Raw genomic sequence first — 25786 nt, forward strand, 5'->3', positions numbered from 1 at the left:
CGAAAACGTCAGCGACTGCCATACAAGGATGGTGTTGCTGCACGTTCCGGGACATACTACTTAAAAGCAATTTCCATACATTGAGACAAAACGTCGCCGTTGAAAACCATGCAAGATGACAATTTGCCAATCTGGTTGCCGCGATTGGCCGCGCAGGGCGGACCACGTTTTTTGCAGATTGCGGATGCCTTGCAGGCGGCGGTGGCAGACGGATCTTTGACCCCGGGTGACCGTCTACCTCCGCAGCGCCAGTTGGCAGCACAGTTGAACGTCGACCTGACGACGATCACGCGCGCATACGACGAAGCCAGACGCCGCCACTTGTTGGAGGGACGCGGCGCTCGAGGCACTTATGTCGCGGCGCCGAAAGTCGAATTGACCGCTATCCTCGATCTGAGCATGAATACCCCACCACCGCCGGATGGCGTGGACTTCGACGACATGTTGAAACAAGGTTTGTCTCAAGTATTGATGCGGGCAGATACTGAATTGCTGATGACTTACCACTTGGGTGGGGGAAGCGACTCTGACCGCAAGGCGGGAGCCAAATGGCTAGCACCGATGTTTGGATATCTGGATTCAGGGCAGGTTGTTGTCTGTCCGGGTGCGCAAGCGGCGATCGCCGCACTGATTCTTGCGCTGACGGAGCCTGGCGATGTGATCCTGGCAGAGCCAATGAGTTATCCCGGCCTGCGTGCCGCAGCGACCCAATTCGGCCGGCGCATCATTGCGGTGGCAGCGGACAAGCACGGGATGCTGCCTGAGGCGCTTGAACAAGCCTGCCGCGAGCACAAGCCTGGGCTGGTCTACCTCAATCCGACATTACAGAACCCGACCGCCATCACCATTCCAGAACGCCGGCGCAAGGAGCTCGCCAGCATCGCGAAGCGCTGCAATGTACGCATCGTCGAGGACGATCCCTACTGGCTCCTTGCCGATGCCCCGCCACCACCTATTGCCACGTTTGCCCCGGAACAGGTGGTCTACATCTCAACCCTGTCGAAATGCCTGACGCCCGGCTTGCGTGTCGCCTTCGTGCTCATACGTGACCCGCACGAACGCGAGCGTTTCCTCGTCGCGCTAAGATCATTTGCGCTGATGGTCGCTCCCCTGACGGCCGCACTGGCCACGCAGTGGATCTTCGACGGTTCGGCTGAAACATTGATGCAAGGCGTACGCAAGGAGGCGCGTCTGCGCCACCGCATGGCCAGGGATGTTCTGGCGGGGCGGTACAGCGGCGCTGGGGACGGCCTGCATGTATGGCTAGAGTTGCCGGGGTATTGGAACTCCTCACAGCTTGCGCGTGCAGCCGACAGCGAGGGCATAGCCGTCACGCCGGCGGAGGCATTCGCCACTGGCAGCGGATCCGTGAATGCCATTCGGATCTCTTTGGGCAGCATCAAGGACCGTGGACGCTTACAGGCGGGTCTTCAACGGCTGTCTCATCTGCTTGCGCGGCGGCCCGAGTCGTTCAGCGCTGCTGTGGTTTAACTGTCCAGAAAACACGGCGCATCATTCAGGAGTTCTCTCAATGCGGTCGCACATGGGTTTGCTGCCTCAGTGTTTATGTATCGTGAGATCACGCGCGAAAGTGGACAGACTGGAAGAAAGCTACGTGAGCCGTGCAGGACAACGTCTGCTTTGGGTCGAGAGCGGCGCCGAGCGGCCGCTATCAGGCAGCCACATCGACCGGCCGGATTTGGCCGCAAACCGTCATTTGCTGATTATCGAAAAAATTCAATTATCAATAGTCAGCCGCTGCGACTGCTTTCGACGGCCACAAGCGGACACTGACAATGGGTTTTAACGAATCATGGACAGAATTAACCCATAGTGATTCTGCAGAGATTAATTCATTCAACGGCCTAGACCAGCGCTAATGCCATCCTGGCGAGCTGGGTAGCATCGGCAGCCGTCAAGTGGTCAATCAAAGCAATCTTCTTCGTAACACCATTCAAGGACGTGCCCATGACCAATCCCTTGCCGCTTTCAGGGTCGAGCCAGAAACGGTCATGGAACTCATCGGTCTTCACGTCTTTTATCTTTATCGCCGGAACAACTTTCGTTAGAACCGCGTGCATTGCCGTGGGATCGGCCTTGGCGCGATCCTTGTCATTTGAATGCGTCTTAGTGAAGAACGTGACGCTCTCAAGCGAGCCCGACAACTCGCGCACCATGTTTTCAAATAGCGCCAGAACTGCCGGCTCCGACGTGTAGAAGTACGGGTCGATGACTAACAGGCTCTTCACTCCTCGCAGTGCGCCTAGGAAGCCAAGAATAAGCTTTTCGATCTCGTCTACCCTAATTCCCGGATGTAGCACAGAATCGCAGGTGATATGGTAGTTGAACAACGATGAAATACCGTTCTCGGTAATCCATTCGCGCAGCACGTCGCTGATGTTGGCTGGCCCCATCCTGGCAATCATGAAATCTCTGCTCAGCTCTGGATCACTAAAGATCCGGGCGAAGAAATCGCTGCTCGCCACATCCCCCTTCAAGCTCGACACGAAAACTATCTCAGTCTTTTTTTTGATCACAACTCCCCCCCGTTTGCAAACCGGACTTATACGATCTCACCGACGCTAAGTCCTCGCGGCCACTCACATGAACAGACGATAGTCATATGACCGATCAGAATACCTGTCAAGCAGTGCGCCGATCCTGGCAACGCGCCTCGAAGTCTCGATGGTTGCCGGAAGTTGCCCATAGAGGTCGAAGCTGTTGAAGTTCATCTTCGAGAGGCCTAGGATCTCGGCGGCCAGCGTCATCAAGTCGCTGGTCCCGGCATGCCGAGTCAGTACAAGAGGTGCTGGAATTCGACGCTTGCCCTGGTAGTACGAACGATTGGCCCTAAGCGCCGTCGAGGCGCCATGCACCCACAGGAGCGCCGTCGTATCGTCCACAACGATCGTGGTGCCTCGATGAATCGGGTATCCGTCGATCTGTAGAGCGCCCGCCCTGTCTGCCTTGGAAGCCACATACCGCAATGTGTCGTCAATGTGAATCTGCAGGAGCTCCACACATTCCACACCCTCCAGGCCGGCCTGCAATCCCTCGCGCTCCTCCTTTAAGAATGGGGTTTGCTTATGAATGACAACGCGCTTGGGCAGCCTGAGGTTGGCTTCGAAGAAGAGTTCACGAATGCCCTCGCCGAGGCGCCTGGCATCATCGAAACTCATGAAGGGGTTCTTCCTGCGCATAATCGGATTTTCAATCTTGCTCAGCCGGAACTGCAGGCCCAGTCCATTTGGACTGTAGAGGTGGCTGCAGCCCAGTATGACGTTCCCCTCCTCCCCAGGCCGATGTCGCAGGCTGTAGCCAATGCCGACATATGCGGAGTCCTTGTCGAGGCCCTCCAGCGCCCAGGGGCTCCTCATGGCCTTCGCATAGGTCGCGAGCGAGAGCCACCAACGAACCCGGCACTGCTGGGGATGTGTGAGCGTGTCTTCCTCCAGGAACTGAGTGGCGACGCCCTGCGGGATGGCTGAGGCCTTGACGAAGTCATGCAAGTCGAACTTTTCGCCCTCGACGTCATAGCCTCGGAGAGCACTCCACCGGGAAGGAATGAAGATGAAGATCACACTGGGGTTGGCAGCTGCCTTCAATGAGGAAACGGCCGCAGCGATCCGCGCCCCCAGCTCACGTGCGGAAGCCGTCGTCCAGTCGGCTGGCTCGTCGAGACCCACAAACCCTTTACCGCCCGGCTGTGTCACCTCCAGTCCGCACTTGAACGCGTTGCTGAAACCCGGAAAGGCCAACAAATAGTCCTCATCCGAGCGAGTCGGATCAATCGCCTCCTGGAGCTTACCGAGATACTCGCTTACTCGCCGTCCATCCCTGGCGGGCGCGATCAGGGCGGCGCGAATGTTGGTGGCGATCCCGCTTTCCGTCAACAGCGCATCGAATGGTCGATCCTGTATCAAGCCACGGATGGGGTGTGTATCGAAAGCCGTCCCCCTCCCCGACTTCGGCAAGAAGGACAGCCGCGGCTCCGCGATCTGCAGCCCAACCTGCGAGGCCAAACGCTCATGCTTGTCGTTCAGCCTGACCGAGGTTGTACGCTCGTCGGTGATCTTGGCGAACAAGGGCCGAGCCGAAACGGAGAACTTGATGCCCTCGTCCACGTCAGGGAAACGGAGCGCAGTCTCACGCTCAGGAAGAAGCTTCCCACGCCAGAACTCGAGCGCCTCATTGAATTCGGCGTTATGCTGGTAGCCAAGCACCTTCATCTTGACCGCATTGGCCACCACCCGTGGCGCTTCGTGGCCTTCCGCATCGGTGACAAAAAGGGTCGGCTTCAATACCAGTGCCAATGCACCGCTCACCGTCTTGACCTGCAAAATGACCGCCCAATAAGCAGTCCATTCCCGTCTTTCCACCCAATGCTTGTTGCTGTTGCTGGGGTCCCATATAAGGCCCTCGTGATCGCATCGCAGCCCCGCCTTCGCGGCCAGCGCCAACGCGGTCGCACGTCGCATCAGGCTGTTAGCAGTACCGTCCTCGTAGCGCAGATCCTCGTCATTGAGTGGCACCCGCTTCACCTCGGAAGCGAGGTTCCCAGCGAATGCCCGCTGAATCTGCTGCGGCGAAGCGAGCGCGTAAACTTTGCCGCGGAATGGGGCGGCAATAAACCCATGCTCTTCGCCAAGGGCACGTAGCTCCGCCCAGACGGTTCCGCGGGCTGGCCACTGAGTTAGGTCGAACTCAAGCAGCTCACCAGGGGGCTGCATCAGAAACGCGTTGCTCTTGACCAGACCGGTAACCGGCAGGTTCGGCAAGGAGAAGGCCGCCCGCTGCGTTGTGGGCGATGCCTTGAACCTGTCGAGGATAGCGTCGACCCGCTGTCGATTGTCGGGCCGCGTCACATGCAAGGCGATTCGACGCATTACGTCGTCGAAGGTCACACCAGGCACGAGGAAACGCTGGGGCTCGACGCCCGCTGCGGTCTCCAACAGCCTTGCCACATCGCCGGTGGCCGCCGCGTCTCCGTACTGCGTCCAGAACAAGGGCAGGCGTTGCTGCTTGGGATTTTGGTAAGCCTCCAGGAATGCCGCCATCACGCTCGCGTCCCTGCCGCTGTAGCCGCAGATGAGCACGGGATGCGATCTCAACAAGGGGATCAAGGCCGTGTGCAGCTCAGCCTCCTGCGCTGCGAGTTCCCCCTGGGTGTTCTTGAGCGGGTCGTACCGGTAGTCGCCGTGCATCGAAACGCACTGCAGCTCGTCTAGGGCCATCGGCCGCGTTGCGCGCTCTTTAGAATCCTGCCCGATCTCGACGGCGGTGACCCCGTGGGCGGTGGCTGCTCGTGCGACGAGCCCATCGAAGTTTGTCGTCCAAACCGAACTCACTAGGCTGCGCCTGGCGAGTTCCGCCAGCAACTGGTAACCCAGGCCGGGATTCGCGGCCTTCACCCAGTCCTGAAAATAGCGACGGCGGTCGTCCCCGCGTGTGTAGCACTCCTCGATAAACACCGAGTATTCGTCCGGCGCCCCCTCCTTGGGGAATCGCCGCTGAGCATCCAGCCAACGCTGGATTCGCTGTCGGACCGTTGGCAGCGATAGCTCATCGAATTGCCGCTCAAGCCCTGGGTTGTTCGTGAGGAAAATCGACCGCTTCCATTCCCAGATGCACTGAGTGGCCGATGGCATTCCCGAGCTCATGGAAGCGCCGGCTCCCAAGAAGACCAGCAACGGCTGGTCCTTCAACATTCCTATTGAACGCACCATGGCGTCCACCGACAGCGTCTGGGTCAAGTTCAGTCCTCCACTTGTGCGGTGCTCCTGAACGGAGCACCAACCGCTTCCGGCGGCTTTACACAAGGTTACCTGAAAACGATATTGCTCACTAGTGTCTCGGCACAGAGGTCAATACGAGTCGTAGCCCGTCGAATGATCGGTGCTGCTTGGATTCAGGGTGCCGGTCGAGAAGGGCTCTGTTTCGCCTCAGCGACCGAGTGTTCGCAGTTCGCTCATGCCAGCAGCTATGCTGACTATCGATAAGTACATATGTTGTCGATAGTTAGCCGATGGCTACTCTTTCTCCCCCTGCAGGCTTTCGGTTCGTCGCTTTGAACGGCAGCTTATGCAGCTATTCTGTTGAAAACTCGATCGAGCCTGCGAGGTTGCAGTGGCCTGAAAAATTGACCCTCTAGAACGGTCCAGGAGCGACGATCGCGTTGCGGTTAATGATTCGGAGCCCTCTAGATTTTTGCAGATTCCGCCAGCGCAGAGGTTTTCAACAGAATCCAGCGGAAGCTATCGTTCGATGGACCTGGCCCGGACTTCAACTATCGGCAAGGAGCAATCTTTGGCGACAAGAAGAAGCCACTCAGTCTTTGCCTTCAGCTACACCCGAAGGTAGCCCGCAGGAAAGAAGGGCTGGAGCCCAGCAAGTATGGCCTCAACAACTGTGTCGTCTAAAGTCTCTCGCTCATAGACGTATCTATCCAGTCCAGTTGTGGGGCCAAGTACCAAAGGCGCATTTGTGGACTGGTCAGTGGTTACCAGTACCGTGAAAGCCGGGTCAGCACCAACCCGTTCTGTTTTGTGAAGCGCACCAGCTTGAACGACGTACGATGAACCAATGCCAAACGTGCTGCGTCTCAGTTCCGAGAGCTTGAGAGTTTTGTTGCTCTTGATCAGCATGGAGCGATCGCCGATGTATTCGGTTCGATAGGCTGCGAACTCCTGCCCCTCAGCCGACACAGCGTACTCAATGTTTTCCACTGCGCCGGCCATAACCCAACTCCGAAACTGAAAGAGATGGTCATGAATCTGGCATTCAGAAGACTGCGGAGACCCCCCTTCAACAGGCCAGAAGTGCAGGCGAAACTTCCGAGACCCTTCGGCCAGCAGTGTGCATGCGAGGAAGCCGAGCGGATGCAGTGTGAATGGCCGATGTAGTTCCCTGCGGAGAGAAAGCAACTCGGACAGACTGACTCGGCCCTGCACAAGTTCGCTCTCAAGTTTCTCAATTGATGGCGCCATTGTCTTAGTACGGGGCGTGCGGGGTGTTGATGGCAGTCAGGAGTCTGGGTATGTCCAAGTCTGCGAGCTTCGCTTCGTCAAAAATATCTGCGCACTTGACCGCTTCCCGCAGTTTGCTCTCATCCAGAGCTCCGGAGAACTCAAGCTTGCCGCAGCACACCATCACTTTGGATTGGCGCTCTGTCAGGCGAACGTCATCCTTGTACGAATCGTAGAAGTACGTGCCAGCATCTGCCCGCAGGGCTGACGCTTCCTTATCTTCCTTAGTGACAACAACATACTGATCCGAGATATCCAGGCGAAACGCAGAAAAGTGGTCAACAAAAAACACGTTGATGCGTAGCAGCGGCTCTGAGAACTGGAACTTAAGAGCGGTTATGGCCGTTGCGAGAATCTCCTCCTGCACCAGTTGACGACTCCATGGCTCGGCAGATTTTCCGGACTTCAGGCTCCTCCTGTACGTCGCGTAGGCAGCACACAGATTGTCATTCTTTGGATTTAGTATGCAGATGGTGATGTCCCGGCCGAGGCCTTCGGTTCGTGCCGCTTCTGCCAGTTTCGGGATGGTCGTAGCTCGGGTATATCGTCCGCAGGCCCCTTTGTAGACCCACGATCGGGTGGCACTCGCGGCCGATTTAAGAAGTGGATTGATCTGCTTTGGCGCAATCACTTCAATTGTGGATCGCTTAACGACAGCAGGCGTAAGCCAGAAAACGAAGCCCCCAAGGAAAACAGCGAGGAGCAGAGAAACGACAAGGTTGTCGAGCAACGAACCAAGTAAAGCCTCACCCGCTAATGACTGTGCTGGCGCGAAGTACGGCAACACGAAGAACCTCGCAACTAGCGCGAGTGTAAGAACGAGCCCAACTACAACGAAGAAGGTCCTGCGGTAATGCTGCTTTGAAAGTATCTCGTCCATTGAGTGCTTCAGGTGGGAGTCTTGAGACTAACGTTTGACATGAGAGGCAACGCCTGGTTTGCTAGGCGACGCTCTATCGATTGAAGGGTTAGCCGTTATCGGTATCCCCGCTACCAAGATTCGATTTCCCAGAGGGGCATTGCCCTGCAATGCAGTTTGTATCGCGGCTAACGCATGTGTTACAAGAAGTATAGCTTGCGCGTAAAGCAGGTCGATGTGCAATGGGTTCTCGGGGTCTGCTAATTGAATGACGGCTCTGCGACTTTTATCGGGAAGACCGCTCAGGGTCGAATCGCGACGGTGACGGAGACGTTTTGAAAGACGGCTCCCGGTCTGTAGCAGACGGTCGCTTGACGTCACACGAACGGCCGGTGTTGGCCGTATTCTGCCTCAGGGCCGAACGTTCGAAAATCGCCGATAGTGCCAATTTGCTCTGCCGTGTACGTTACCAGCCCACATGGCAAGACCAGAATTTATAGGATTACTGGTCAACGATTACCGGCACAGGTGGTCAACTAGACCGGAATACGCACTTGCATGCACTGGCCTGCTTCGACCGCCGTGCCGGACTGAACTGACCCGCCACGCCGGATAGCGTTGGCCCAGCCCGCTGGTGCAGGCCGCCAAGGCATCACGGATCGGGATGCCTGGCCCAGAGGTTAGTCCCGTCAAAGACCTCGGCGGGGGGCAACATACTATGGGCTTGATGGCTGCGAAGCATGTTCCATGCCCAAGTAAATAAATTCAGACTCGTCCTGCAGTGGTTAAGGTCATCCTCAGAAACGAGTGACGCGTCGGCACTACGCACTTTGATGGGATTGAAAGCAAATTTGAGATCCCAGCCAAAGTCCCCGCCTAGGATGCGCCGCATGTACAAGAGCTTCTGACTTTCACTCATCGACGTGTAGGGGACGCCTCGGATGTGCCACAGAAGATCAAGCATAGTCCACACGGTGTCGAGGTAAAGAGTGCTGGGAAAGTAGTAACGGCACCCCTGAGCTCCTTTACATTGACCGGGCTTAGACGCTAGAGGGCAAATTTTTCCTGAGGAATATCGGCCGAGTTTCGGTCCGCTTAGCGGTCGCCGTTGAACTCCCGGTTGTGGCCGGGTGGCGATGGCGATGGAAAATAAACATCTGTCGCGGTTTTTCGGGCCTCGGCGTGGAGATCGGCACTGCTTGTCAACGTGCCGGAATCCGCACACTCCAACAAACAATTGAGTCACCCTCGCACGAAATTGGTCGTTGGGGCGTGCAGACCCGAAAGTGTGAGTTAGGGAAAGTTGATATGAATCAGGTACTTACTGATTACTAATAGTTAGTAGGAATCAGATAGTGGATGCGCAACTGTCCTGCATAAGCTCGCGCGACCGCGTCAGCCCCCCGTCAGCGGGGGGTGAAAATCGCTTATCCGCCGACTGGGGAACTGTCATGCTGCTCAAAGCGTTTGTGCTGATTTCGACCGTCCTGCTGCTCATGTCGCTGGGTTTTTCCGTTCTGGGGTCGACCCCGCTGCTGATCCTCAAGCACGACGTCGCTATGGATTCGCGCGTCATCCGGCAGGTGTTTCACTACTGTTACCGCCTGATCGCGGTTATGGCCACGGCAGCGACGATTGCTTTCGCCTTGGCGGGCCGGCCGCTGCTGTCCGTGTGCCTGGGATGTATGGCGGTCCTCGCACTGGTCCTGCACCACGTGATGCTGACCCGCATGGACGTTTTGCGCACAACGATGCACGACGGCGACACGACCGCCATCAGCCGCTTTCGCAAGCTGCATGTGACCGGTATCGCACTCAACCTGAGCCAGCTGGGGGCGCTCACCTGGGGCATGACGCAGGTCGCACTCTAGGGTGCGCCCGCCCCAGGTTGCTTGCTTCAAGACTTGCTATTAATTCAGTAGCTGTCTGCGCAGGTGGTGCCTGGGCTACAGGCCATTTTTCCTTGTAAATGCGAAGTTGGCGGAGCCAATTTCTTAGATGAAAAAGACCCCCCCGCCCATACCGGACGGGCGCAGATTGCTCTCAAATAGATAGCAAATCAAGGCTTCAGGTGGCTTTGGCCTGGACGGCTTTCAGCGGCGGCGTGCCCGGCTTGAACATGGACGCCAGCTGCTTGCGCAGATCCGGCGAGTCGGTGTGGCCGTGGATGGCCACCGCATGTTGCACCGCGGCTTCCAGCAATTCCTTGTCGCTGTCGGCCGAGAGCGCCACGCTGCAGTTCATGGTGCTGGGGTATTCGCGGCAATCGATGTATTGGCGTGACATGGTGGCTCCTTTCAGGGACGAGCTTCAAAAATCAGGTTGAACGGCGTCTGGGCGGCGCGCCGGAAATGCCGGAAACCGCCTTGTGTGACCACATCGCGCAGGCGGGCCTCGCCGGCCTGGGCGCCCAGACACAGCCCCACCTCCTGCGCGCGTGAAGCGGGCGTGCAGATAAACGTGGAGGCTGAAAAAAATGCCCGGCCAATCGGGTTCAGGTTGTCTTCGAGTTTGTCGTTGGCAAAGGGCTCGACGATCATCCAGGTGCCGTCGGACTTGAGGCTGTCCCTCACATGTTTCGAGGCACCAACCGGGTCGCCCATGTCGTGCAGGCAATCAAACACCGCAACCAGGTCGTAGTTGCTGCCCGGGTAGTCCTTGGCACTCGCCACCTCAAAACGCAGGCGGCCGTCGAGGCCGGCTTTTTGCGCCGCGTCGCGCGCATGCAGGATGGAGGGCTCGTGGTAATCAAAACCCGTGAAACTCGAGGCCGGAAAGGCTTGCGCCATCAGGATGGTCGAGGCGCCGTGGCCACAACCCACATCGGCCACGCGGGCGCCGCGGTTCAGTGCGCCACTCACGCCTTCCAGCGCCGGAATCCACGCGCTCACCAGGTTGGCGGCGTAGCCTGGCCGAAAGAAACGTTCGGTGCCGTGGAACAGTGACGCGTCATGTTCGTGCCAGCCCACCCCCAGGCCGGTGCGCATGGCCTGCAGCATTTTCGGGATGGCCTTGAACTGCGCCACGGTGATCTGGAAGGCGCCGGGAATAAAGGCCGGGCTGCCCTCTTGCGCCAGCGCGAAGGACTGCTCCTCGCTGAGCGAAAAAGTCTGGCTCTCGGGCGCGTAACTGACGTAAGCACTTGCAGCCTGCGCCGACAACCATTCACGCAAATAACGTGCATCGGTGTGGGTGCGGCGTGCCAGTTCCTCGGCCGTGGCCGGCCCCTCGGCCAGCGCCTTGTACAGGCCCAGCTGGTCACCCACGACGATGGTGGCGGCATGCATCACGGCGCCGAAATCATTCACAAACTGCCCCATGAAAGCGTTGAGTTTTTCTTCGTTGATAGCCATGGTTTTCTCCTTACGTTTCTTCCTCTGCGCTGGCTTGCACCGCTGGGGAGTGGCTCCTATACTGAACCGGAAAAATCGCCTGACTCACCATCCTGAGCCTGCCGTCGCCAGGCGCCAATACGCAGCAATGCGTATGTTTGACCCATGGGGGAGCCGCACCATGAACCACCTCACCCGCAACGATTACGCAAGTGCCTTGCAGGTGCTGGCGCGTATCGAGGCGCAGGCGGAGGACGTCGCCAGTTTTGCGCGCGCGGCGGTGCTGGCACTCAACGGTTATGTCGCGTCCGAGCTGACCACGCTTTCGATCTGCGACCTGTTCACCGGCCACCGCCAGGTGGTGGGCCTGCCCGGCGTGCGCCTGGGGGCCGACGAGATCGCCTGTTTTGACCGGCATTTTTTCGAGCACCCGCTGGTGTTGCACCACGGCATGGCCGGGGGCGGGCAGACGCGGCGCCTGTCCGACCTGGTGAGCCGGCACGACTTTCAGCGCAGCGCCCTGTATGGCGACTACTACCAGCGCATCGGGCTGGAATACGCCATCGCCGTGCCGCTGCAACGCAACCCCCGCACCCTGGTCAGTGTGGTGCTGAACCGGCGCGGGCTGGACTTCAGCGAACGGGATCGCGAGCGGCTGGAGTTGTTGCGGCCGCACCTGGCTTTTTTGTACAGCCACGCCTGCCATGGCGCCGCGGTGGTGTCCCACGACAACGCGCCGCCGCCCTGGCTGAGCGAGTTCAACCCGCCCGCGCTGACCTTGCGCGAGGGCGAGGTCATGCACTGGCTGGCCTGCGGCAAGACCGACACCGAAATCGCGGCGCTGTTGTCCATCAGCCCGCGCACCGTGCAAAAACACCTGGAACACATGTATGTGAAGCTGGGGGTGGAGACACGCACGGCGGCGGTGATGCGGGCGCTGGAGATCAGCGAACGTTTGGTGCTGCGCGAGCCCTTGCACTCCAGCAATAACGACATCGCGCTGTCACCGGCCGCGGCTTCGGCGGCACGGATCGGGTCCTCACATCAGCCGGGCTAGGTCAGCCGGCTGTTTCTGAGAATTTGTGAAGAAATGGCATTCCGCCCATACGAGATAAGCGCAGGCAGCTATAAAAACAATAGCTGCTTGCGCCCAGGCCGGCCCGGCGTGCCGCGAGGGCATCACGAAAAGTGTTGTGGTCCGGGACGCCTAGCGCGGGCGATCGAAAATCCGCCTGATTTGCGCCGAGAGTTCCATCGGGTCAAAGGGCTTGGCGATCACGTCCAGCGCGCCCAGCGCCTCGTACTGGGCCAGTTCGGCCGACTGCACCTTGGCCGTCATGAAAATCACCGGCGTGTGGGCGGTAGCCGGTAGCTGGCGCAAGGCCTGCAGCGTGCTGAGGCCGTCCATGCCGGGCATCATCACGTCGAGCAAAAGCAGGTCGACGCCAGCGTCCGGGGCTGTTGCCAGCGCTTCCCGGCCTGAGGCGCAGGCGACAACGGTCAAACCGCCCACAACTTCAAGCGCCATCTGGGCAATGGCGCGGATGTGGGGCTCGTCCTCGACGTAAAGAATGCGCTGAAGGGTGGCCGGCATGGAGAGGCTAGTGGTGTGGTTGACGTGGTGTGGGGCGGGCAAGAACCGGCGCCGGCGTGGCCTTCATTTCAGCCTCGGACCTTGTCGTCTTCAGCAGCAGGGCGATTCTGCGCTCCTGGTGGACGGCGCTCACATCGCTGGCTGAAAAAATCAGCACGGGCGGGGATGGCGCCAGCTCAGCCAGCAGCTCTGCGCCGCTGATCGCCCCCGGGCCCAGATCCAGGTCAAGCAGCACCGCGCCGACCTGGCCGGTGCGCAAATGGGTCCGGGCTTGGTCCAGGGTGGCGGCCGATTCAAAGGTGCCCAGGTCCTGCGACAGGGCGGCCGTGATGCGCTGTATGTCCTGGTCGCCGGCCACATGCAGCAGGCGTGGTTTGTTCCCGGCGATGCCTGCAATCGCACGCCGCAGGCCGAGGAGCAGCCGGTTTTCATCCATCGGTTTTTCCAGCCAGCCCGACACCAGGAGTGGCTGCTGGCTGAAGTGCAGCTGTCCCTGCCTGGCCATGGCCGAGAGCAGCACGATGGGCAAATGGTGCGTGTATTTTTCGCCGCGCAGCGCACGTATCAGCGCGCCGCCGGCCTGGTCTGGCCGTTGCGGGCTCAGTGTCATCGCGGCGTAGGCCTGGATGGTCAACAACTCCAGCGCCTGCGCCGCACTGTCCACCCTGTCCACGTCAAAGCCGCCCTGGTCCAGCAGGGTGCCGAGCAGGCCCGCGACCTCACTGTTGTTTTCGCAGACCAGGATGCGTGGCCTGGGCGCCGTGTAGCTGGGGGCGATGGGGGTGGTGTTTGTATCCAGACCGGCGACGGCGTGGCACTCGGGCAGTTCAAAAAAGAAGACGGTTCCCTGGCCGGGTTCCGAGCTGAAACCCATGCGCCCGCCCATGCGTTCAACAATGGCGCGTGAAATACTCAGCCCCAGGCCGGTGCCATCGTTTTGCCGTGCATCCGATGAGTCGGCCTGCGAGAACTTCTGGAAGATGCGCTTGCGAAACGCCTCGGGGATGCCGGAGCCCTGGTCTATCACCTCGACCCTCACCCGTTCACCGACGCGCAGCAGCCTGAGCTGAACCGGCGTCTGCGGTGGTGAAAACTTCACGGCATTGGACAGCAGGTTGGTGATGACCTGCATCAGGCAGTCACTGTCGATATGCGCATGCAGGCGGCTGTCGGGGGCGTCCAGCGCCAGCGTGACCTGGTGCTGCGCGGCAAAACCTTCGTTGGCCGCCAGTGCCTGCGCCAGCAGGGGCTGGAGGGCTGTCACCTGCAGCGCGAAGTGCATTTTTCCGGACTCGATTTTTTCGCTGTCCAGGATGGTGTTGATCAGGCGGATCAGGCGTTCGCAGTTGTCTTTGGCAATGTCCACCAGTTTTTGCGCCTTGTCGGGCAACACGCCGGCGACACCGCCTGAGATCAGACCCAGCGAGCCGCGTATCGAGGTCAGCGGCGTGCGCAGCTCGTGACTCACGGTAGAGACAAACTCGCTTTTCATGCGGTCAATCCGCTTGAACTCGGTGATGTCGTTGCCCAGGGCGTAATAACCCATCACCAGGCCTTGCTGCTCGCCTTCACCGTAACGCGGGAGGTAGGTGATGTCGTAGTTCCGCAACTCGCCCTGGGCGTTGATTCTGGCCTCTTCGTAGCGAACCGATCGACCCGACAGCGCCTCTTCAATCTTGTCGCTCACCTTTTGATAAAAGGTGTCACCCAGGACTTCGCGCAGGTGTTTTCCATGGATCTGATCGCGGGTCCGGTCAAAGCTTTCTTCGTAGGCCTTGTTGTGAAACTGCAGGCGCTGCTCCGCGTCCACATAGGCCAGCAAGGCCGGCACGGTGTCGCTCATCTGGCGCAACTGGGATTCGCTGGCGTGCAGGGCATCGCTGATGCGCTGGGTTTGCGTGATGTCAAACACAATGGCCGTGAACAATCGCTTGCCGTCCACCGTGACATTGCCGAATGACACTTGCAGCGCCATCTCGTCGCCGTTTTTGTTCACGCCCCGTGTTTCGCGGCCGGACACCTTGAAACCCTCGGGCCGTGAGAGCAGGGAATTGAAAAAAACCTCAAACGCCGGGTGGTGGCGGGCCGGTATCAGTTGCGTCACCGGACGCCCCAGCAGCTCCGGCAGGCGATAACCAAACAGCTTCAGGCCGGCGGCATTGACGTTGGCGATGCGACCATCCGCGGTGGCCGTGATCACCCCTTCGGCCATGCTTTCGGTCACGGCGCGGCTCATGGCCACGCTGTCGGACAACTGGGCTTCGACCCGCCGGCGCCTGGCTTCGTAGCGGTTGATCACGACGATGGCCCAGACCAGCAGTCCCAGCGAGAGCAGGCCGCCGGCCAGGAGCAGCAGTTTGATGGTTTGCGCGCTACGCTGGTTTGTTTCGCGTGAACGCTGCAAGGCGAGGGATTCACTGGTCTTGATACGTTCGACCAGGTGGTCGAGCTTTTCAAGAAGCTGGCGATTCGCGTCGCTGTCAACCAGCATGGACGCGGTCTGCAGCCCGGATTTTGGCCGGCTTCTCAGGGCTTGCGCCATGGCTTCCAGGCGCTGGGCCATGGGAATTTCCGGCCAGGGTCGAAGCCAGGGTGTGTTGGCGACGGCTGCGCGCGCCTCGGTGAGTGCGGGTTTGACGGCGAAGTGGGCCCGCTGGTAGGCCTTCCCATCGCTGGTATTGACCGTGAGCAGGTCGCCGTGCTGCCAGGCCTCGGTGGTTTTCAGCTGGGACACCACCTGCTCCAGCAAGAGCACGGTGTCGTGCAAGTCGCTCTCGCTGCGGGCGTCGTCCAGCAAGGCATTGATGGTCGTGTAAGCGCCCACGCCGATCAGCAGCAGGATGGCCAGTCCTGCGCCCAGGGCCAGGTTGATCTTGGTCAGAAAGCTGAATTTCATGGCTGTGCCGTCAGGGTGCGCCTGCGCGCGCTGGACCGGCTCATGGCGAGTGCCAGGCGCTGCTTGGGTTGGATGTGGAGGGATGGGGTTGGGGCCAAAACCTGCGGCCGGGCGGGCAGGCCGGCGGGTCAGCGGGCAGGCCGGTCACGCTGCGCACGGCTGCCAGCAGGGCGTCGGCTTCAAAGGGCTTGGTGACGTAGCCGTTGGCGCCCCCGGCCAGCCCTTTGATGACCGCTTCGCGCGTGGCCTTGCCGGTCAGCATGATCACCGGCACGCCCTGGAACGCCGGGTGCTGGCGCATTCTGAGCAGAATGTCAAAGCCGTCAACATCGGGCAAGCTCACGTCCAGCAGGACCAAGTCGGGGACGGGGAGCTGGCGCAGTTCGGCCACGACTTCGGCCCGCGTGGCGGCGATACGCACATCGAAGCCCTCAAACCGGAGGTAGTGCTGCAGGAACGTGGCCAGGTGGGGCTCGTCTTCCACGATGAGGACGGACAGCGCTTGACGCTGTGTCAGGGCGCGCTGCGGTCGCTGGTGCGCAATACACACAAAATAGCCGGCTTTTTGCAGCGATGCGCTGCCGGCATCGGCTTGTGCGGTGGCCCAGCTCAGCGCTTTCGTCGATGGCATGATCAGGAACTGATCGGCAAAGGGGTCATCCAGCCGGAGCTGCAGCAGGCCCGTCCTGATCAGCCGCGAGAAGGTGGCGTCGAAGTTGGCCGGCGCAACAGGTTTCATGCCGGCCTTGATCTGGCCCACGGTCAGGATGCCATCCACCCGGACCAGCAATTCAACTTCCGCGGGAAAAGCCGTGGTCATGGCCCCGCGCAGCTGGCGTTCACCCAGAGGGGTCAGGGAATAGATGTCTTGGTCGTGCACGGTGCTGGATCGCTGTTCATGGGGCTGGGTGCTACCCATTGGCTTTTCTTCCAATGGAGTCTATGGGCTGGGTCCGGGCGACCAAGCCCGGATCAGGCAGGGGAAGAGCGCGCTGTTTCCTGGACTGTGTCTCTGGGCCGGGACGGCGTGGCCCTGTCGCTGGACGTCAACATCCACATGCGCAGCGGGCGCAGGCCGTCCCGTTTGAAGGGCGAGCCGGGCCGATACCAAAAAGCAGGCCTGGCGCCTGTATTTCTTGGGGGGTTTTAATGAAAGAGGCCTCCAGCCCAGATGGGACGGGCGCAAGCAGCTACTGAATGAATAGCGACTGAAGGCGACTCAACTTTGCGCCAGCAAGACCACCAGCGCACCGGCGCCACCTTCGGCCGGCCGTGCCTGCACAAACGCCAGCACCTCGGTTTTCTGGATCAGCCAGCTTTGCACCCGGCCTTTGAGCACCGGGGTTTTGCCGGGCGAACCCAGGCCCTTGCCGTGCACCACACGCACGCAGCGCAGGCCGGCTTTGTGGGCTTCGCGGATAAACAGCGACAAGGTATCGCGTGCGTCTTCGCGGCGCAAACCGTGCAGGTCGATCTGGCGCTGGATGCTCCAGTTGCCGCGGCGTAATTTGCGCACCACGTCCGGCCCCATGCCGGGCCGGCGAAAACTCAGGGCCTCGTCGGTGTCCAGCAAAGTCTCGGCGTCAAAACCGTCGGACAAGGCCTCACGCATCACGGCTTCTTCGTCGCGTTGCTGCTGCACAGGGATCGGCGCCGGCGGTGCCACCGACAGTTGGGCCTTGTGGCCGGGCCGGTGTTTGACCGGCAGCGCCACGACCTGGCCGATGGCGCGTGAAAACAGCTCTTTTTCGGCCTTGGTTTTGGCCGCGGCCGCGAGACGCGCGGCTTTGTCTTCGGCCTCCAGGCGCGCACGGGTTTCGATCGCGAGCTTGACGGCTTTCAGGCCCTTCAGGTCTTTGATGGCGGGGTGTCGGCTGGTCATGGCGGTCTCAGAGCAGGCCCAGTTCGGCCATGGACACGGCCTGGCTGCGGGTCACCACAAAGTGGTCCAGCACCCGCACATCGACCAGGGCCAGCGCGGACTTGAGGGTTTGGGTCAGGGCTTCGTCGGCGCGCGAAGGTTCGGCCGCGCCGCTGGGGTGGTTATGCGCCAGCACCACGCTGGCGGCATTCAGCGCCAGCGCGCGCAGCACCACTTCGCGCGGGTAGACGCTGGTTTGGGTCAGGGTGCCGCGAAACAATTCTTCCAGCGCAATCAGGCGATGCTGGCTGTCCAGAAACAAGACCGCAAAAATTTCATGCGGCCGGCTGCCCAGCTGCAACTGCAAATAGTCGCGCACCGCCTGCGGCGTGCTGAACAGCGCTTTGTCCTGCAACTGCTGCGCCAGCGCGCGGCGTGCCAGTTCCAGCACGGCGACCAGTTCGGCGCGTTTGGCCGGGCCCAGGCCCTTGATGCTTTTGAGGGCTTCCGGGCCGGTGTGCAACAAGCCGGCGACGCCGCCAAACCTGTCCACCAGCTCCTGTCCCATTTGCAGCGCGTTTTTGCCGGGCAGGCCGGAGCGCAGCAGCAAAGCCAGCAGCTCGGCGTCGCTCAGGGCGCCGGCGCCACGGGCCAGCAGCTTTTCGCGGGGGCGGGCGTCCTCGGGCAGGTCTTTCAAAAGCATGGGGGTCTCGGGCAGGGGGTGAAAAACACCGTCACAAAGGCAGTATCAGGGGTAAAACGGCGGCTAGTCCCCCGTCGGGGCGGCATTTTCTACAATAGGGGCAGTTTACAAACACTTGATCGCCGCCAGGCTGACCCTAACAATATCCGTCAGCCCAACGTGCTGATCGCCGAAAGTCCTATGTCTATTGTGCAAACCCCCGCGCCCGTCCTGATTCAGCCAGGTTCTTTTCTGACCCTGCATTACCGCATGGCCGGCCCGGACGGCGCCGACATCATCAACACCTTTGCCGGCAAACCGGCCACCCTGAGCCTGGGCACGGGCGAGTTGTCGCCGGCCATCGAGCAGCGCCTGCTGGGGCTGCCGGAAGGCACACGTACCAGTTTCGAGCTGGCCGCCGGCGAAGCTTTTGGCGAGCGCAACCCCGACTTGCTGCAGTGGGTGGCGCGCAAGCTGCTCAATGAGCTGGGCGACCCCCATGAAAAATACAATGTCGGCGACGTGGTGCAGTTTCCGACGCCGGACGGCATGGGCCAATACGCCGGCGCGGTGCAGCAGGTCAAGGACACCGGCGACGCGGTGCAGTTTGACTTCAACCATCCCTTAGCCGGCCAGCCGGTGGTGTTTGAAGTCCAAGTGATTGGTGTCTTATGAGCTCCCCCCAGGAAATCCTCCTCGCCGAGCCGCGCGGCTTTTGCGCCGGCGTGGACCGGGCGATTGAAATTGTCGAACGTGCGTTGGCCAAGTTCGGCGCGCCGATTTATGTGCGCCACGAAATTGTGCACAACACCTATGTGGTGAACGAGCTCAAGGACAAGGGCGCGATTTTTATCGAAGACCTGAACGATGTGCCGCCCGGCGCCACCCTGGTGTTCAGCGCCCACGGCGTCAGCAAGGCCACGGAGCGCGAGGCCGAGGCGCGCGGCTTCCAGATTTTTGACGCCACCTGCCCGCTGGTGACCAAGGTGCACGTCGAGGTCGCCAAGCTGAACAAGGAAGGTTACGAGTTCATCATGATCGGCCACAAGGGCCACCCGGAAGTCGAAGGCACCATGGGCCAGCTCGACAGCGGCATCCATCTGGTGGAAGACGTGGCCGACGTGGCGCGTATCAGCCCCACGCAGACCGACAAGCTGGCGGTGGTGACACAGACCACCTTGAGTGTGGACGACGCGGCCGAGATCAGCGCCGCCGTCAAGGCGCGTTTCCCCAAGGTGCGCGAGCCCAAACAACAGGACATTTGTTACGCCACCCAAAACCGCCAGGACGCGGTCAAGGTGATGAGCCCGCAGGTGGATATTCTGATCGTGGTGGGCAGCCCGACCAGCTCCAACAGCAACCGTCTGCGCGAGCTGGCGGTCAAGCTGGGCACCGAGTCCTACATGGTCGACGACGCCAGCGAGTTGCAGCCCGCCTGGTTCGAAGGCAAAAGCCGCGTGGGCCTGACGGCCGGTGCCTCGGCACCGGAAATCCTGGTCAAGCAGGTGATAGACCGCATCAAGGCGCTGGGCGCTGTGTCGGTGCGCAAGATGCCCGGCATTGAGGAAACCATCAAGTTCCCGCTGCCCAAGGGGCTGCGCATGGACGGCCCCGCGCTGGACGCGATCGGCAGCGACTTGCACGCGGATTCTTGAATGAGTAGCGATCGCTATCAAATTGAGAGCTGTCAGCGCACGTTCCTAAAGGACTACAGCCACTTTATTCATCAAACTCCGGTGTGGAAGCTGCCCGGCCGCGCGTTGGGCGTGGCCTGTGCCGAAGTCTGGCTCAAGCTCGAGCATTTCCAGACCGGCGGCAGTTTCAAGGCGCGCGGTATGTTGAACCGCCTGTTGTCGAATCCGATTCCGGCCAGCGGCGTGATTGTGGCGTCGGGCGGCAACGCCGGCATTGCCACCGCCGCAGCGGCGCGTGAACTCGGTGTGCATTGCGAAGTGTTTGTGCCCGAAGTCTCGTCCCCCGCCAAACGTGCCCGCCTCGCGGCACTGGGCGCGCAGGTGGTGGTGACGGGTGCGACCTATGCCGAGGCGTTGCAAGCCTGTCTGGCGCGCCAGCAGGAAACCGGTGCCTTGTTGACCCATGCCTACGACCAGCCCGAAGTGCTGGCCGGTGCCGGCACCCTGGCGCTTGAAATCGAAGAGCAGGCCAGTTTGCCGGATGCCGTGCTGGTCAGCGTTGGTGGTGGTGGCTTGATTGGCGGTATGGCCCATTGGTTTGAACGCCGGGCGCGTGTGGTGGCGCTGGAGCCGGAACTGGCGCCGACCTTGTTCAAGGCCCGTGAAGCCGGCCAGCCGGTCGATGTGAGCGTGGCCGGCATCGCCGCCGATTCGCTGGGCGCCAAACGTATAGGCGCACTGGCCTGGACCGCGACGCAAGCCCATGTGCAGGATGCGCTGCTGCTCAGCGATGAGGCTATCCGTGCGGCGCAACTCTGGCTGTGGAAGGAGCTGAAACTGGCCGTCGAACCGGCCGCCGCGCTGCCGCTGGCGGCGCTGCACAGCGGCGTTTATGTGCCGCGTGCCGATGAAAAAGTCTGCCTCATCATCTGCGGCGCCAACCTGGACCCGGCCACCTTGGCCTGAGTTTTTGGGATGGGGCGGCGGGCGCTCCATTAAAATCGGCGCATGTTAGACATCAATCTGCTCCGAAAAGACCTCCCCTCGGTGATTGCGCGCCTGCAAACGCGCAAAAATCCGCAAGCCTTTCTGAACGTGGAGGCTTTCCAGGCGCTGGAGGCCGAGCGCAAGACGCAGCAAATCCGCACCGAAGAGCTGCAAAACCAGCGCAACACCCTGTCCAAACAAATCGGCCAGCTCAAGGCCAAGGGCGAAGACGCCGCGCCTGTGATGGCGCAGGTCACCGCCTTCAAGGCCGAGCTGGAGAGCTGCGCCTTGCGCCTGGATGTGATCCAGAGCGAGATGCAGGCGCTGCTGCTGGCCGTGCCCAACCTGCCGCATGACACGGTGCCGCCAGGCGCAGGCGAGGCCGGCAATGTCGAGGTGCGCAAATGGAGCCCGGCACAAGGCGTTGGCGGCACACCCGCGGCGCCGGCGTTTGAAGCCAAAGACCATGTGGATGTCGGCCAGCCGCTGGGGCTGGACTTTGAACTCGGCAGCAAGCTGACCGGTTCACGTTTTACCGTGATGAAAGGTTCGCTGGCGCGCCTGCACCGGGCCTTGTCCCAGTTCATGCTGGACGTGCAGACGCAGGAACACGGCTACACCGAGTGTTATGTGCCTTACATCGTCAACGCCGACTCGCTGCGCGGCACCGGCCAGTTGCCCAAGTTTGAAGAAGACCTGTTTGCCGCCAAAAAAGGCGGTCAGGAAGGCGAGGCCGAGAACGCCGCGCTGTACCTGATCCCGACCTCGGAAGTGCCGCTGACCAATTTCATGCGCGACGAGATCGTGGCCGAGGCCGAGTTGCCGCTGAAGTTCACCGCGCACACCCCGTGTTTCCGGTCGGAGGCCGGCAGCTACGGCCGCGACACCCGCGGCATGATCCGCCAGCACCAGTTCGACAAGGTCGAGATGGTGCAAATCGTGCATCCCGAGCACAGCTACGACGCCCTCGAAGCCATGACAGGCCACGCCGAAACGATTTTGCAAAAACTCGGCCTGCCTTATCGCGTGATGTTGCTGTGCACCGGTGACATGGGTTTTGGCGCCAGCAAAACCTATGACCTGGAGGTCTGGTTGCCAGGCCAGAACGCCTACCGCGAGATCAGCTCGGTCTCCAACTGCGAAGCCTTCCAGGCCCGCCGCCTGCAGGCCCGTTTCAAAAATGCCCAAGGCAAAAACGAGTTTGTGCACACCCTCAACGGCTCCGGCCTTGCAGTGGGTAGGACCTTGGTCGCGGTGCTAGAGAACTACCAGCAGGCCGATGGTTCGGTGATCGTGCCCGAGGTGCTGCAGTCTTATATGGGCGGGATCACGGTGTTGGCCCAATCGGTAAAATAATGCGTTGGCCAGCCTGTTAGAATTGCAGGCTTGAATCAGGAAAGGTGGCAGAGTGGCCGAATGTACCTGACTCGAAATCAGGCGTACCGCAAGGTACCGTGGGTTCGAATCCCACCCTTTCCGCCAGTAAAAATTTCTAAGTCATTGATTTAGAATAAAAAAAGCCACCTTTGGGTGGCTTTTTTGTTTTTCAGCCCATAGTTCTAACCACAACTGCTATCGCGATAGCTATGGGGCGATCTGGTACCTCACGCTGCAAGAGTCAGCGGCGTTTTGGCGGTTTTTGTATTTTTGGAACAAGCGCAGGAACCCAGCCTGGCCGACCACGCGGACACGCTACGTAAACTGCCATTGCGGTCTTTAGGGTGCTGTTGGCCCACCGAGACAACGTGGGATGCCTCGACTGGAGTTCTTCGGTCAAGAGGTCCAGCGACAATTCGCTGACATAGGGACGACTATTTCGTCCGGCCAACGACACGATGCTGTTCGTGGCCTTCGACTCCCGTTGCAAGCAAAAAAGTAGCTCGGCCATCACGAGTCTGCCGCAGCGCCTAATTTTGTCCACTTTCGAGTTCCGCTTGGGCCTAGATCGCTTGACCCACTCCGAATTCGTCCCCGCACGGGTGAGCGACGCTTTTCACAACCAGTGAGACTGGAAGCTTTGGCGGTACCAATTCTTGCAATCCCCGTCCCGTTTTGCCACGCCATTGGCCCTTGTGGATGCGAAGTTTCAGGGTTTTCTCGGGGGAGTATCTAGTAAAATACCTTTATGAATACAGGATATTGATCTATAGTTGTATTTCATTTGCTGATGTTGTTTGAAATATTTCTCAGAATACAGGTGCATTCATTAGTACGTATTCTGTGGATTCACGCACTCCTCGGCCACTAAGAAGAATTTTTTATCAATTTCTGCATGACAGGATCTCCATATGAATGACATCATCCGCATCGATCAGAATGCCCGGCGAAGTCGCGCTGTTGTCCACGCTGGCACGGTCTACCTCGCCGGCCAAGTGGCTGATGACAAGGCTGCATCGATTGCCGAGCAGACGCGACAGGCGTTGGCCAAGGTTGACGACATGCTGGCGCGCGCGGGCACCGATAAATCGCGCTTATTGAGTGCGCAGATCTGGCTCAGCACGATGGATGATTTCGACGGCATGAACGCCATTTGGGACGCTTGGGTCGTGCCAGGGAAAACGCCGACGCGTTGCTGCGGCAAGGTCGAACTGGCCGATCCGGCGTTGCGCGTCGAGATCGTCGTCACTGCCGCCGTCTAGGCTCATGGCGCAAGCCAAAGATATCACCGACGTTCCGTTCGGACGTGTCCATTGCGTTTCGGCGAACCCGACTCGATACGCCGGACTAGATGAAGGGCGCAGCGATCAAGGATCGCTAAGCGCAGAGATCTACATACGGAATTTACCGGGCAGCGACAGTCCTCAGTACTGATCGCGCCTTATTCACAAGGACTCCTTAGAAATGACAATCCGCAAACTTCCGCCCAAAGATCAGCTGACGATCTGCTTCGCTCACCCCGCCTATCGGATGCAGGAGCGCTTTGCGTTGCGCAACACCGGCATCAAGTCATTCGAGGTTCGCAGCCTCGACGAACTCAAGGCACGCATCGGTGATGCGGATGTGTTGTCGGTGTCGGGCTTTTGGCGCAACGAACTCATCGAGTCCGCAAAGAAGCTGGCCTTCATTCAGTCAATCAGTGCTGGCACCGACCAGTACTCTCGCGAGATGTTGGGTGGCGCGGGAGTGCGTGTGGCGAGTGCCCAGGGTTCCAATGAACGTGCCGTTGCCGAACACGCAATCGCACTGATCCTGGCCATCGTGCGCAAGCTGCCGATGGCGCGAGACAACCAGATCGCCCGCAAATGGCGTGGCCTGATCTCCGAAATCCCACAGCGCGAGGATGAACTCGGTGGAAAGACGCTCGTCATCGTAGGCATGGGTCGCATCGGTTCGCGCTTGGCCAAGCTGGCAAAGGCCTTCGATATGCACGTCATTGCCGTCAAGCGCGACCCGACCGCGGGCGCCGAAGCCGCCGACGTGGCGGTGCCGCAATCGCGCCTGCTTGAAGTGCTGCCGCAAGCCGACTTCGTCGCACTCACCTGTCCGCTGAATCCCTCAACCGAAAACCTGATTGATGCTAAAGCGTTTGCGGCGATGAAGCCTTCTGCCTATCTGGTCAATGTGGCGCGAGGGCGGGTGGTGAATGAACCCGCTCTGAGCGAGGCCCTGCAGTTGGGGCGCATCGCGGGAGCCGCCATCGATTGTGTGTGGGAAGAGCCACTGCCGGAGTCCTCGCCGCTTTGGTGCATGCCCAACCTGTTCATCACGCCGCACACGGCGGGTGAAACGCAGAAATACGAAGACAACGTGATCGACCTGCTGCTGGAAAACCTGGATCGTCAGTGGCGCGGAGACAGCACGCTGAAGAACGGCTTCGTCTAAGGCCCGCAAACCTGGCCGGCGGCGAGAGAGGACGGGGTCGTATCGCCGCATTTTTTTGTCATTCCGTATCAACCTTTTGGCGCTGCAGGCGCCTTGGAAAAATCGATGAAATTTAACTCTGGTTTCGGCTTGTCACCTTCGCGCCTTTTGGGCGCGCTCATCCTCATGTTCGCTGCGGCAGTTTCTGCTCTAGCGCAGGACTACCCAAATAAGTCTATCCAGTTTGTGGTGCCATACCCACCGGGCGGGGCATCTGATGTCGTCGCCCGCATCATCGCGCTGAAACTCGGTGAGTCGCTGAAACAGCCCGTGGTGGTTGACAATCGGCCCGGGGCCAACGGAATCATCGCATTGAACCACGTGGCAAAGGCGCCAGCCGATGGCTACACGCTGTTGATGGGTAACGTGGGGCCGAATGCGATCAACCCCAGCATCTACAAGCTGCCGTACGACTCTGTGAAGGACTTTGCGCCGGTCACGCTGACAAACTTGGTGCCGTTGATGCTGGTAGTCAACGCCGCTTCAGGTATCAATTCGGTGGAAGACCTGATCGCCAAGGCGAAGGCTGCACCCGGCTCGTTGTCGTATGGCACCGGCGGTACAGGCACGGCCGGACATTTCGCGATGGAGCTTTTCATGATGAATGCAAAGATCAAGATGGAGCGTATCAGCTACAAGGGTGATGGCCTGTCGTTGCAGGACATGATTGGCGGGCATCTCAATGCCATGTTCACCACAGGTGCCTCCGCCTTGCCGCATGTGAAGAGCGGTCGGCTCAAAGTCATTGCCATAGGCACCAAGAGCCGTCTCGCCAGCATGCCTGGAGTGCCGACAGTCTCTGAACTCGGTATGCCCAGCTTTGAGGCTGTCTCTTGGGGGGGGTGCTGGTACCGGCAAATACCCCAAAACCGGTGATCCTCAAGCTCAATATGGAGATCAACCGGATCCTGAAGTTGCCCGAGGTGAGCGAGGTCTTGGTCAAGACCGGATCCGAAAGTGTCGGTGGTTCGCCGGAAGAGTTTGGTAACTATATCGCCTTCGAAACTGCCAAGTGGGCCAAGGTGGCAAAGATCGCCAAGATCAAAGGCGAGTGA

General features: G+C 60.1%; 22 protein-coding genes and 1 tRNA gene. 12 read left to right on the forward strand and 11 right to left on the reverse strand.

Features of this window, described 5'->3' with window-relative positions:
• Nucleotides 1–108 precede the first annotated feature (108 nt).
• Nucleotides 109–1491, forward strand: a complete 1383-nt coding sequence (locus tag ACHMXK_RS03520) for a PLP-dependent aminotransferase family protein (RefSeq protein WP_397437725.1) — start codon at nucleotides 109–111, stop codon at nucleotides 1489–1491.
• Nucleotides 1492–1865: 374 nt separating this feature from the next.
• Here ACHMXK_RS03520 and ACHMXK_RS03525 read toward each other — a convergent pair whose 3' ends face one another.
• The 4 genes from ACHMXK_RS03525 to ACHMXK_RS03540 form a co-directional block, all read right to left on the reverse strand.
• Nucleotides 1866–2486, reverse strand: coding sequence for a hypothetical protein (locus ACHMXK_RS03525; RefSeq protein ID WP_397437727.1), 621 nt, complete (start codon nucleotides 2484–2486; stop codon nucleotides 1866–1868).
• A 114-nt stretch (nucleotides 2487–2600) separates the two neighbouring features.
• Nucleotides 2601–5753, reverse strand: coding sequence for an SIR2 family protein (locus ACHMXK_RS03530; RefSeq protein WP_397437728.1), 3153 nt, complete (start codon nucleotides 5751–5753; stop codon nucleotides 2601–2603).
• Between the two features lie 591 nt (nucleotides 5754–6344).
• The gene (locus tag ACHMXK_RS03535; protein ID WP_397437730.1) at nucleotides 6345–6737 is read right to left on the reverse strand and encodes a hypothetical protein; all 393 of its coding nucleotides are present in this window, start codon (nucleotides 6735–6737) and stop codon (nucleotides 6345–6347) included.
• Nucleotides 6738–6990: 253 nt separating this feature from the next.
• Complete coding sequence (locus tag ACHMXK_RS03540) at nucleotides 6991–7905, reverse strand: hypothetical protein (RefSeq protein WP_397437732.1); 915 nt, start codon at nucleotides 7903–7905, stop codon at nucleotides 6991–6993.
• Nucleotides 7906–9335: 1430 nt separating this feature from the next.
• Here ACHMXK_RS03540 and ACHMXK_RS03545 point away from each other — a divergent pair.
• Entirely contained in the window at nucleotides 9336–9755 is a 420-nt protein-coding gene (locus ACHMXK_RS03545; RefSeq protein ID WP_397437734.1) for a hypothetical protein, read from the forward strand.
• Nucleotides 9756–9951: 196 nt separating this feature from the next.
• Here ACHMXK_RS03545 and ACHMXK_RS03550 read toward each other — a convergent pair whose 3' ends face one another.
• Nucleotides 9952–10170, reverse strand: a complete 219-nt coding sequence (locus ACHMXK_RS03550; protein ID WP_397437736.1) for a DUF1059 domain-containing protein — start codon at nucleotides 10168–10170, stop codon at nucleotides 9952–9954.
• A gap of 11 nt (nucleotides 10171–10181) precedes the next feature.
• On the reverse strand, nucleotides 10182–11237 hold the full coding sequence (locus ACHMXK_RS03555; RefSeq protein ID WP_397437738.1) for a class I SAM-dependent methyltransferase: 1056 nt from the start codon (nucleotides 11235–11237) through the stop codon (nucleotides 10182–10184).
• 160 nt (nucleotides 11238–11397) lie between these two features.
• On the opposite strand from ACHMXK_RS03555, the gene ACHMXK_RS03560 reads away from it, so the two are divergent.
• Nucleotides 11398–12273 (forward strand): LuxR C-terminal-related transcriptional regulator, encoded by an 876-nt coding sequence (locus tag ACHMXK_RS03560; protein ID WP_397437740.1) that lies wholly within the window; start codon nucleotides 11398–11400, stop codon nucleotides 12271–12273.
• A 150-nt stretch (nucleotides 12274–12423) separates the two neighbouring features.
• Here ACHMXK_RS03560 and ACHMXK_RS03565 read toward each other — a convergent pair whose 3' ends face one another.
• The 5 genes from ACHMXK_RS03565 to radC form a co-directional block, all read right to left on the reverse strand.
• Entirely contained in the window at nucleotides 12424–12810 is a 387-nt protein-coding gene (locus tag ACHMXK_RS03565) for a response regulator (protein WP_397437742.1), read from the reverse strand.
• 7 nt (nucleotides 12811–12817) lie between these two features.
• Nucleotides 12818–15706 carry an ATP-binding protein gene (locus tag ACHMXK_RS03570; RefSeq protein WP_397437744.1) on the reverse strand — a complete coding sequence of 963 codons (2889 nt, stop codon included), beginning with the start codon at nucleotides 15704–15706 and terminating at the stop codon, nucleotides 12818–12820.
• A 40-nt stretch (nucleotides 15707–15746) separates the two neighbouring features.
• Nucleotides 15747–16625, reverse strand: a complete 879-nt coding sequence (locus ACHMXK_RS03575; protein WP_397437746.1) for a response regulator transcription factor — start codon at nucleotides 16623–16625, stop codon at nucleotides 15747–15749.
• A 300-nt stretch (nucleotides 16626–16925) separates the two neighbouring features.
• On the reverse strand, nucleotides 16926–17588 hold the full coding sequence (locus ACHMXK_RS03580) for a Smr/MutS family protein (RefSeq protein ID WP_397437748.1): 663 nt from the start codon (nucleotides 17586–17588) through the stop codon (nucleotides 16926–16928).
• 7 nt (nucleotides 17589–17595) lie between these two features.
• Nucleotides 17596–18270 carry a DNA repair protein RadC gene (radC, locus tag ACHMXK_RS03585; RefSeq protein ID WP_397437750.1) on the reverse strand — a complete coding sequence of 225 codons (675 nt, stop codon included), beginning with the start codon at nucleotides 18268–18270 and terminating at the stop codon, nucleotides 17596–17598.
• A 180-nt stretch (nucleotides 18271–18450) separates the two neighbouring features.
• Here radC and ACHMXK_RS03590 point away from each other — a divergent pair, with 180 nt between their 5' ends.
• From ACHMXK_RS03590 to ACHMXK_RS03630, 9 genes are all read left to right on the forward strand, one after another.
• Nucleotides 18451–18924, forward strand: coding sequence for a peptidylprolyl isomerase (locus ACHMXK_RS03590; RefSeq protein WP_397437752.1), 474 nt, complete (start codon nucleotides 18451–18453; stop codon nucleotides 18922–18924).
• Entirely contained in the window at nucleotides 18921–19904 is a 984-nt protein-coding gene (ispH, locus tag ACHMXK_RS03595; RefSeq protein WP_397437754.1) for a 4-hydroxy-3-methylbut-2-enyl diphosphate reductase, read from the forward strand. Before ACHMXK_RS03590 ends, ispH begins: the two co-directional genes overlap by 4 nt.
• On the forward strand, nucleotides 19905–20849 hold the full coding sequence (locus tag ACHMXK_RS03600) for a threonine/serine dehydratase (RefSeq protein ID WP_397437756.1): 945 nt from the start codon (nucleotides 19905–19907) through the stop codon (nucleotides 20847–20849).
• A gap of 42 nt (nucleotides 20850–20891) precedes the next feature.
• Entirely contained in the window at nucleotides 20892–22226 is a 1335-nt protein-coding gene (serS, locus tag ACHMXK_RS03605; RefSeq protein WP_397437758.1) for a serine--tRNA ligase, read from the forward strand.
• A 38-nt stretch (nucleotides 22227–22264) separates the two neighbouring features.
• Nucleotides 22265–22352, forward strand: a tRNA-Ser gene (locus tag ACHMXK_RS03610).
• A gap of 806 nt (nucleotides 22353–23158) precedes the next feature.
• Nucleotides 23159–23509, forward strand: a complete 351-nt coding sequence (locus ACHMXK_RS03615; RefSeq protein WP_397437760.1) for a RidA family protein — start codon at nucleotides 23159–23161, stop codon at nucleotides 23507–23509.
• Nucleotides 23510–23711: 202 nt separating this feature from the next.
• Nucleotides 23712–24692 (forward strand): D-2-hydroxyacid dehydrogenase, encoded by a 981-nt coding sequence (locus ACHMXK_RS03620; protein WP_397437762.1) that lies wholly within the window; start codon nucleotides 23712–23714, stop codon nucleotides 24690–24692.
• 105 nt (nucleotides 24693–24797) lie between these two features.
• Nucleotides 24798–25607, forward strand: coding sequence for a Bug family tripartite tricarboxylate transporter substrate binding protein (locus tag ACHMXK_RS03625; protein ID WP_397437764.1), 810 nt, complete (start codon nucleotides 24798–24800; stop codon nucleotides 25605–25607).
• Nucleotides 25604–25786, forward strand: coding sequence for a hypothetical protein (locus tag ACHMXK_RS03630; protein ID WP_397437766.1), 183 nt, complete (start codon nucleotides 25604–25606; stop codon nucleotides 25784–25786). The genes ACHMXK_RS03625 and ACHMXK_RS03630 overlap by 4 nt, the downstream gene beginning before the upstream one ends.

This window comes from Polaromonas sp. UC242_47, from assembly GCF_044452385.1.
Lineage (GTDB): Bacteria > Pseudomonadota > Gammaproteobacteria > Burkholderiales > Burkholderiaceae_C > Polaromonas.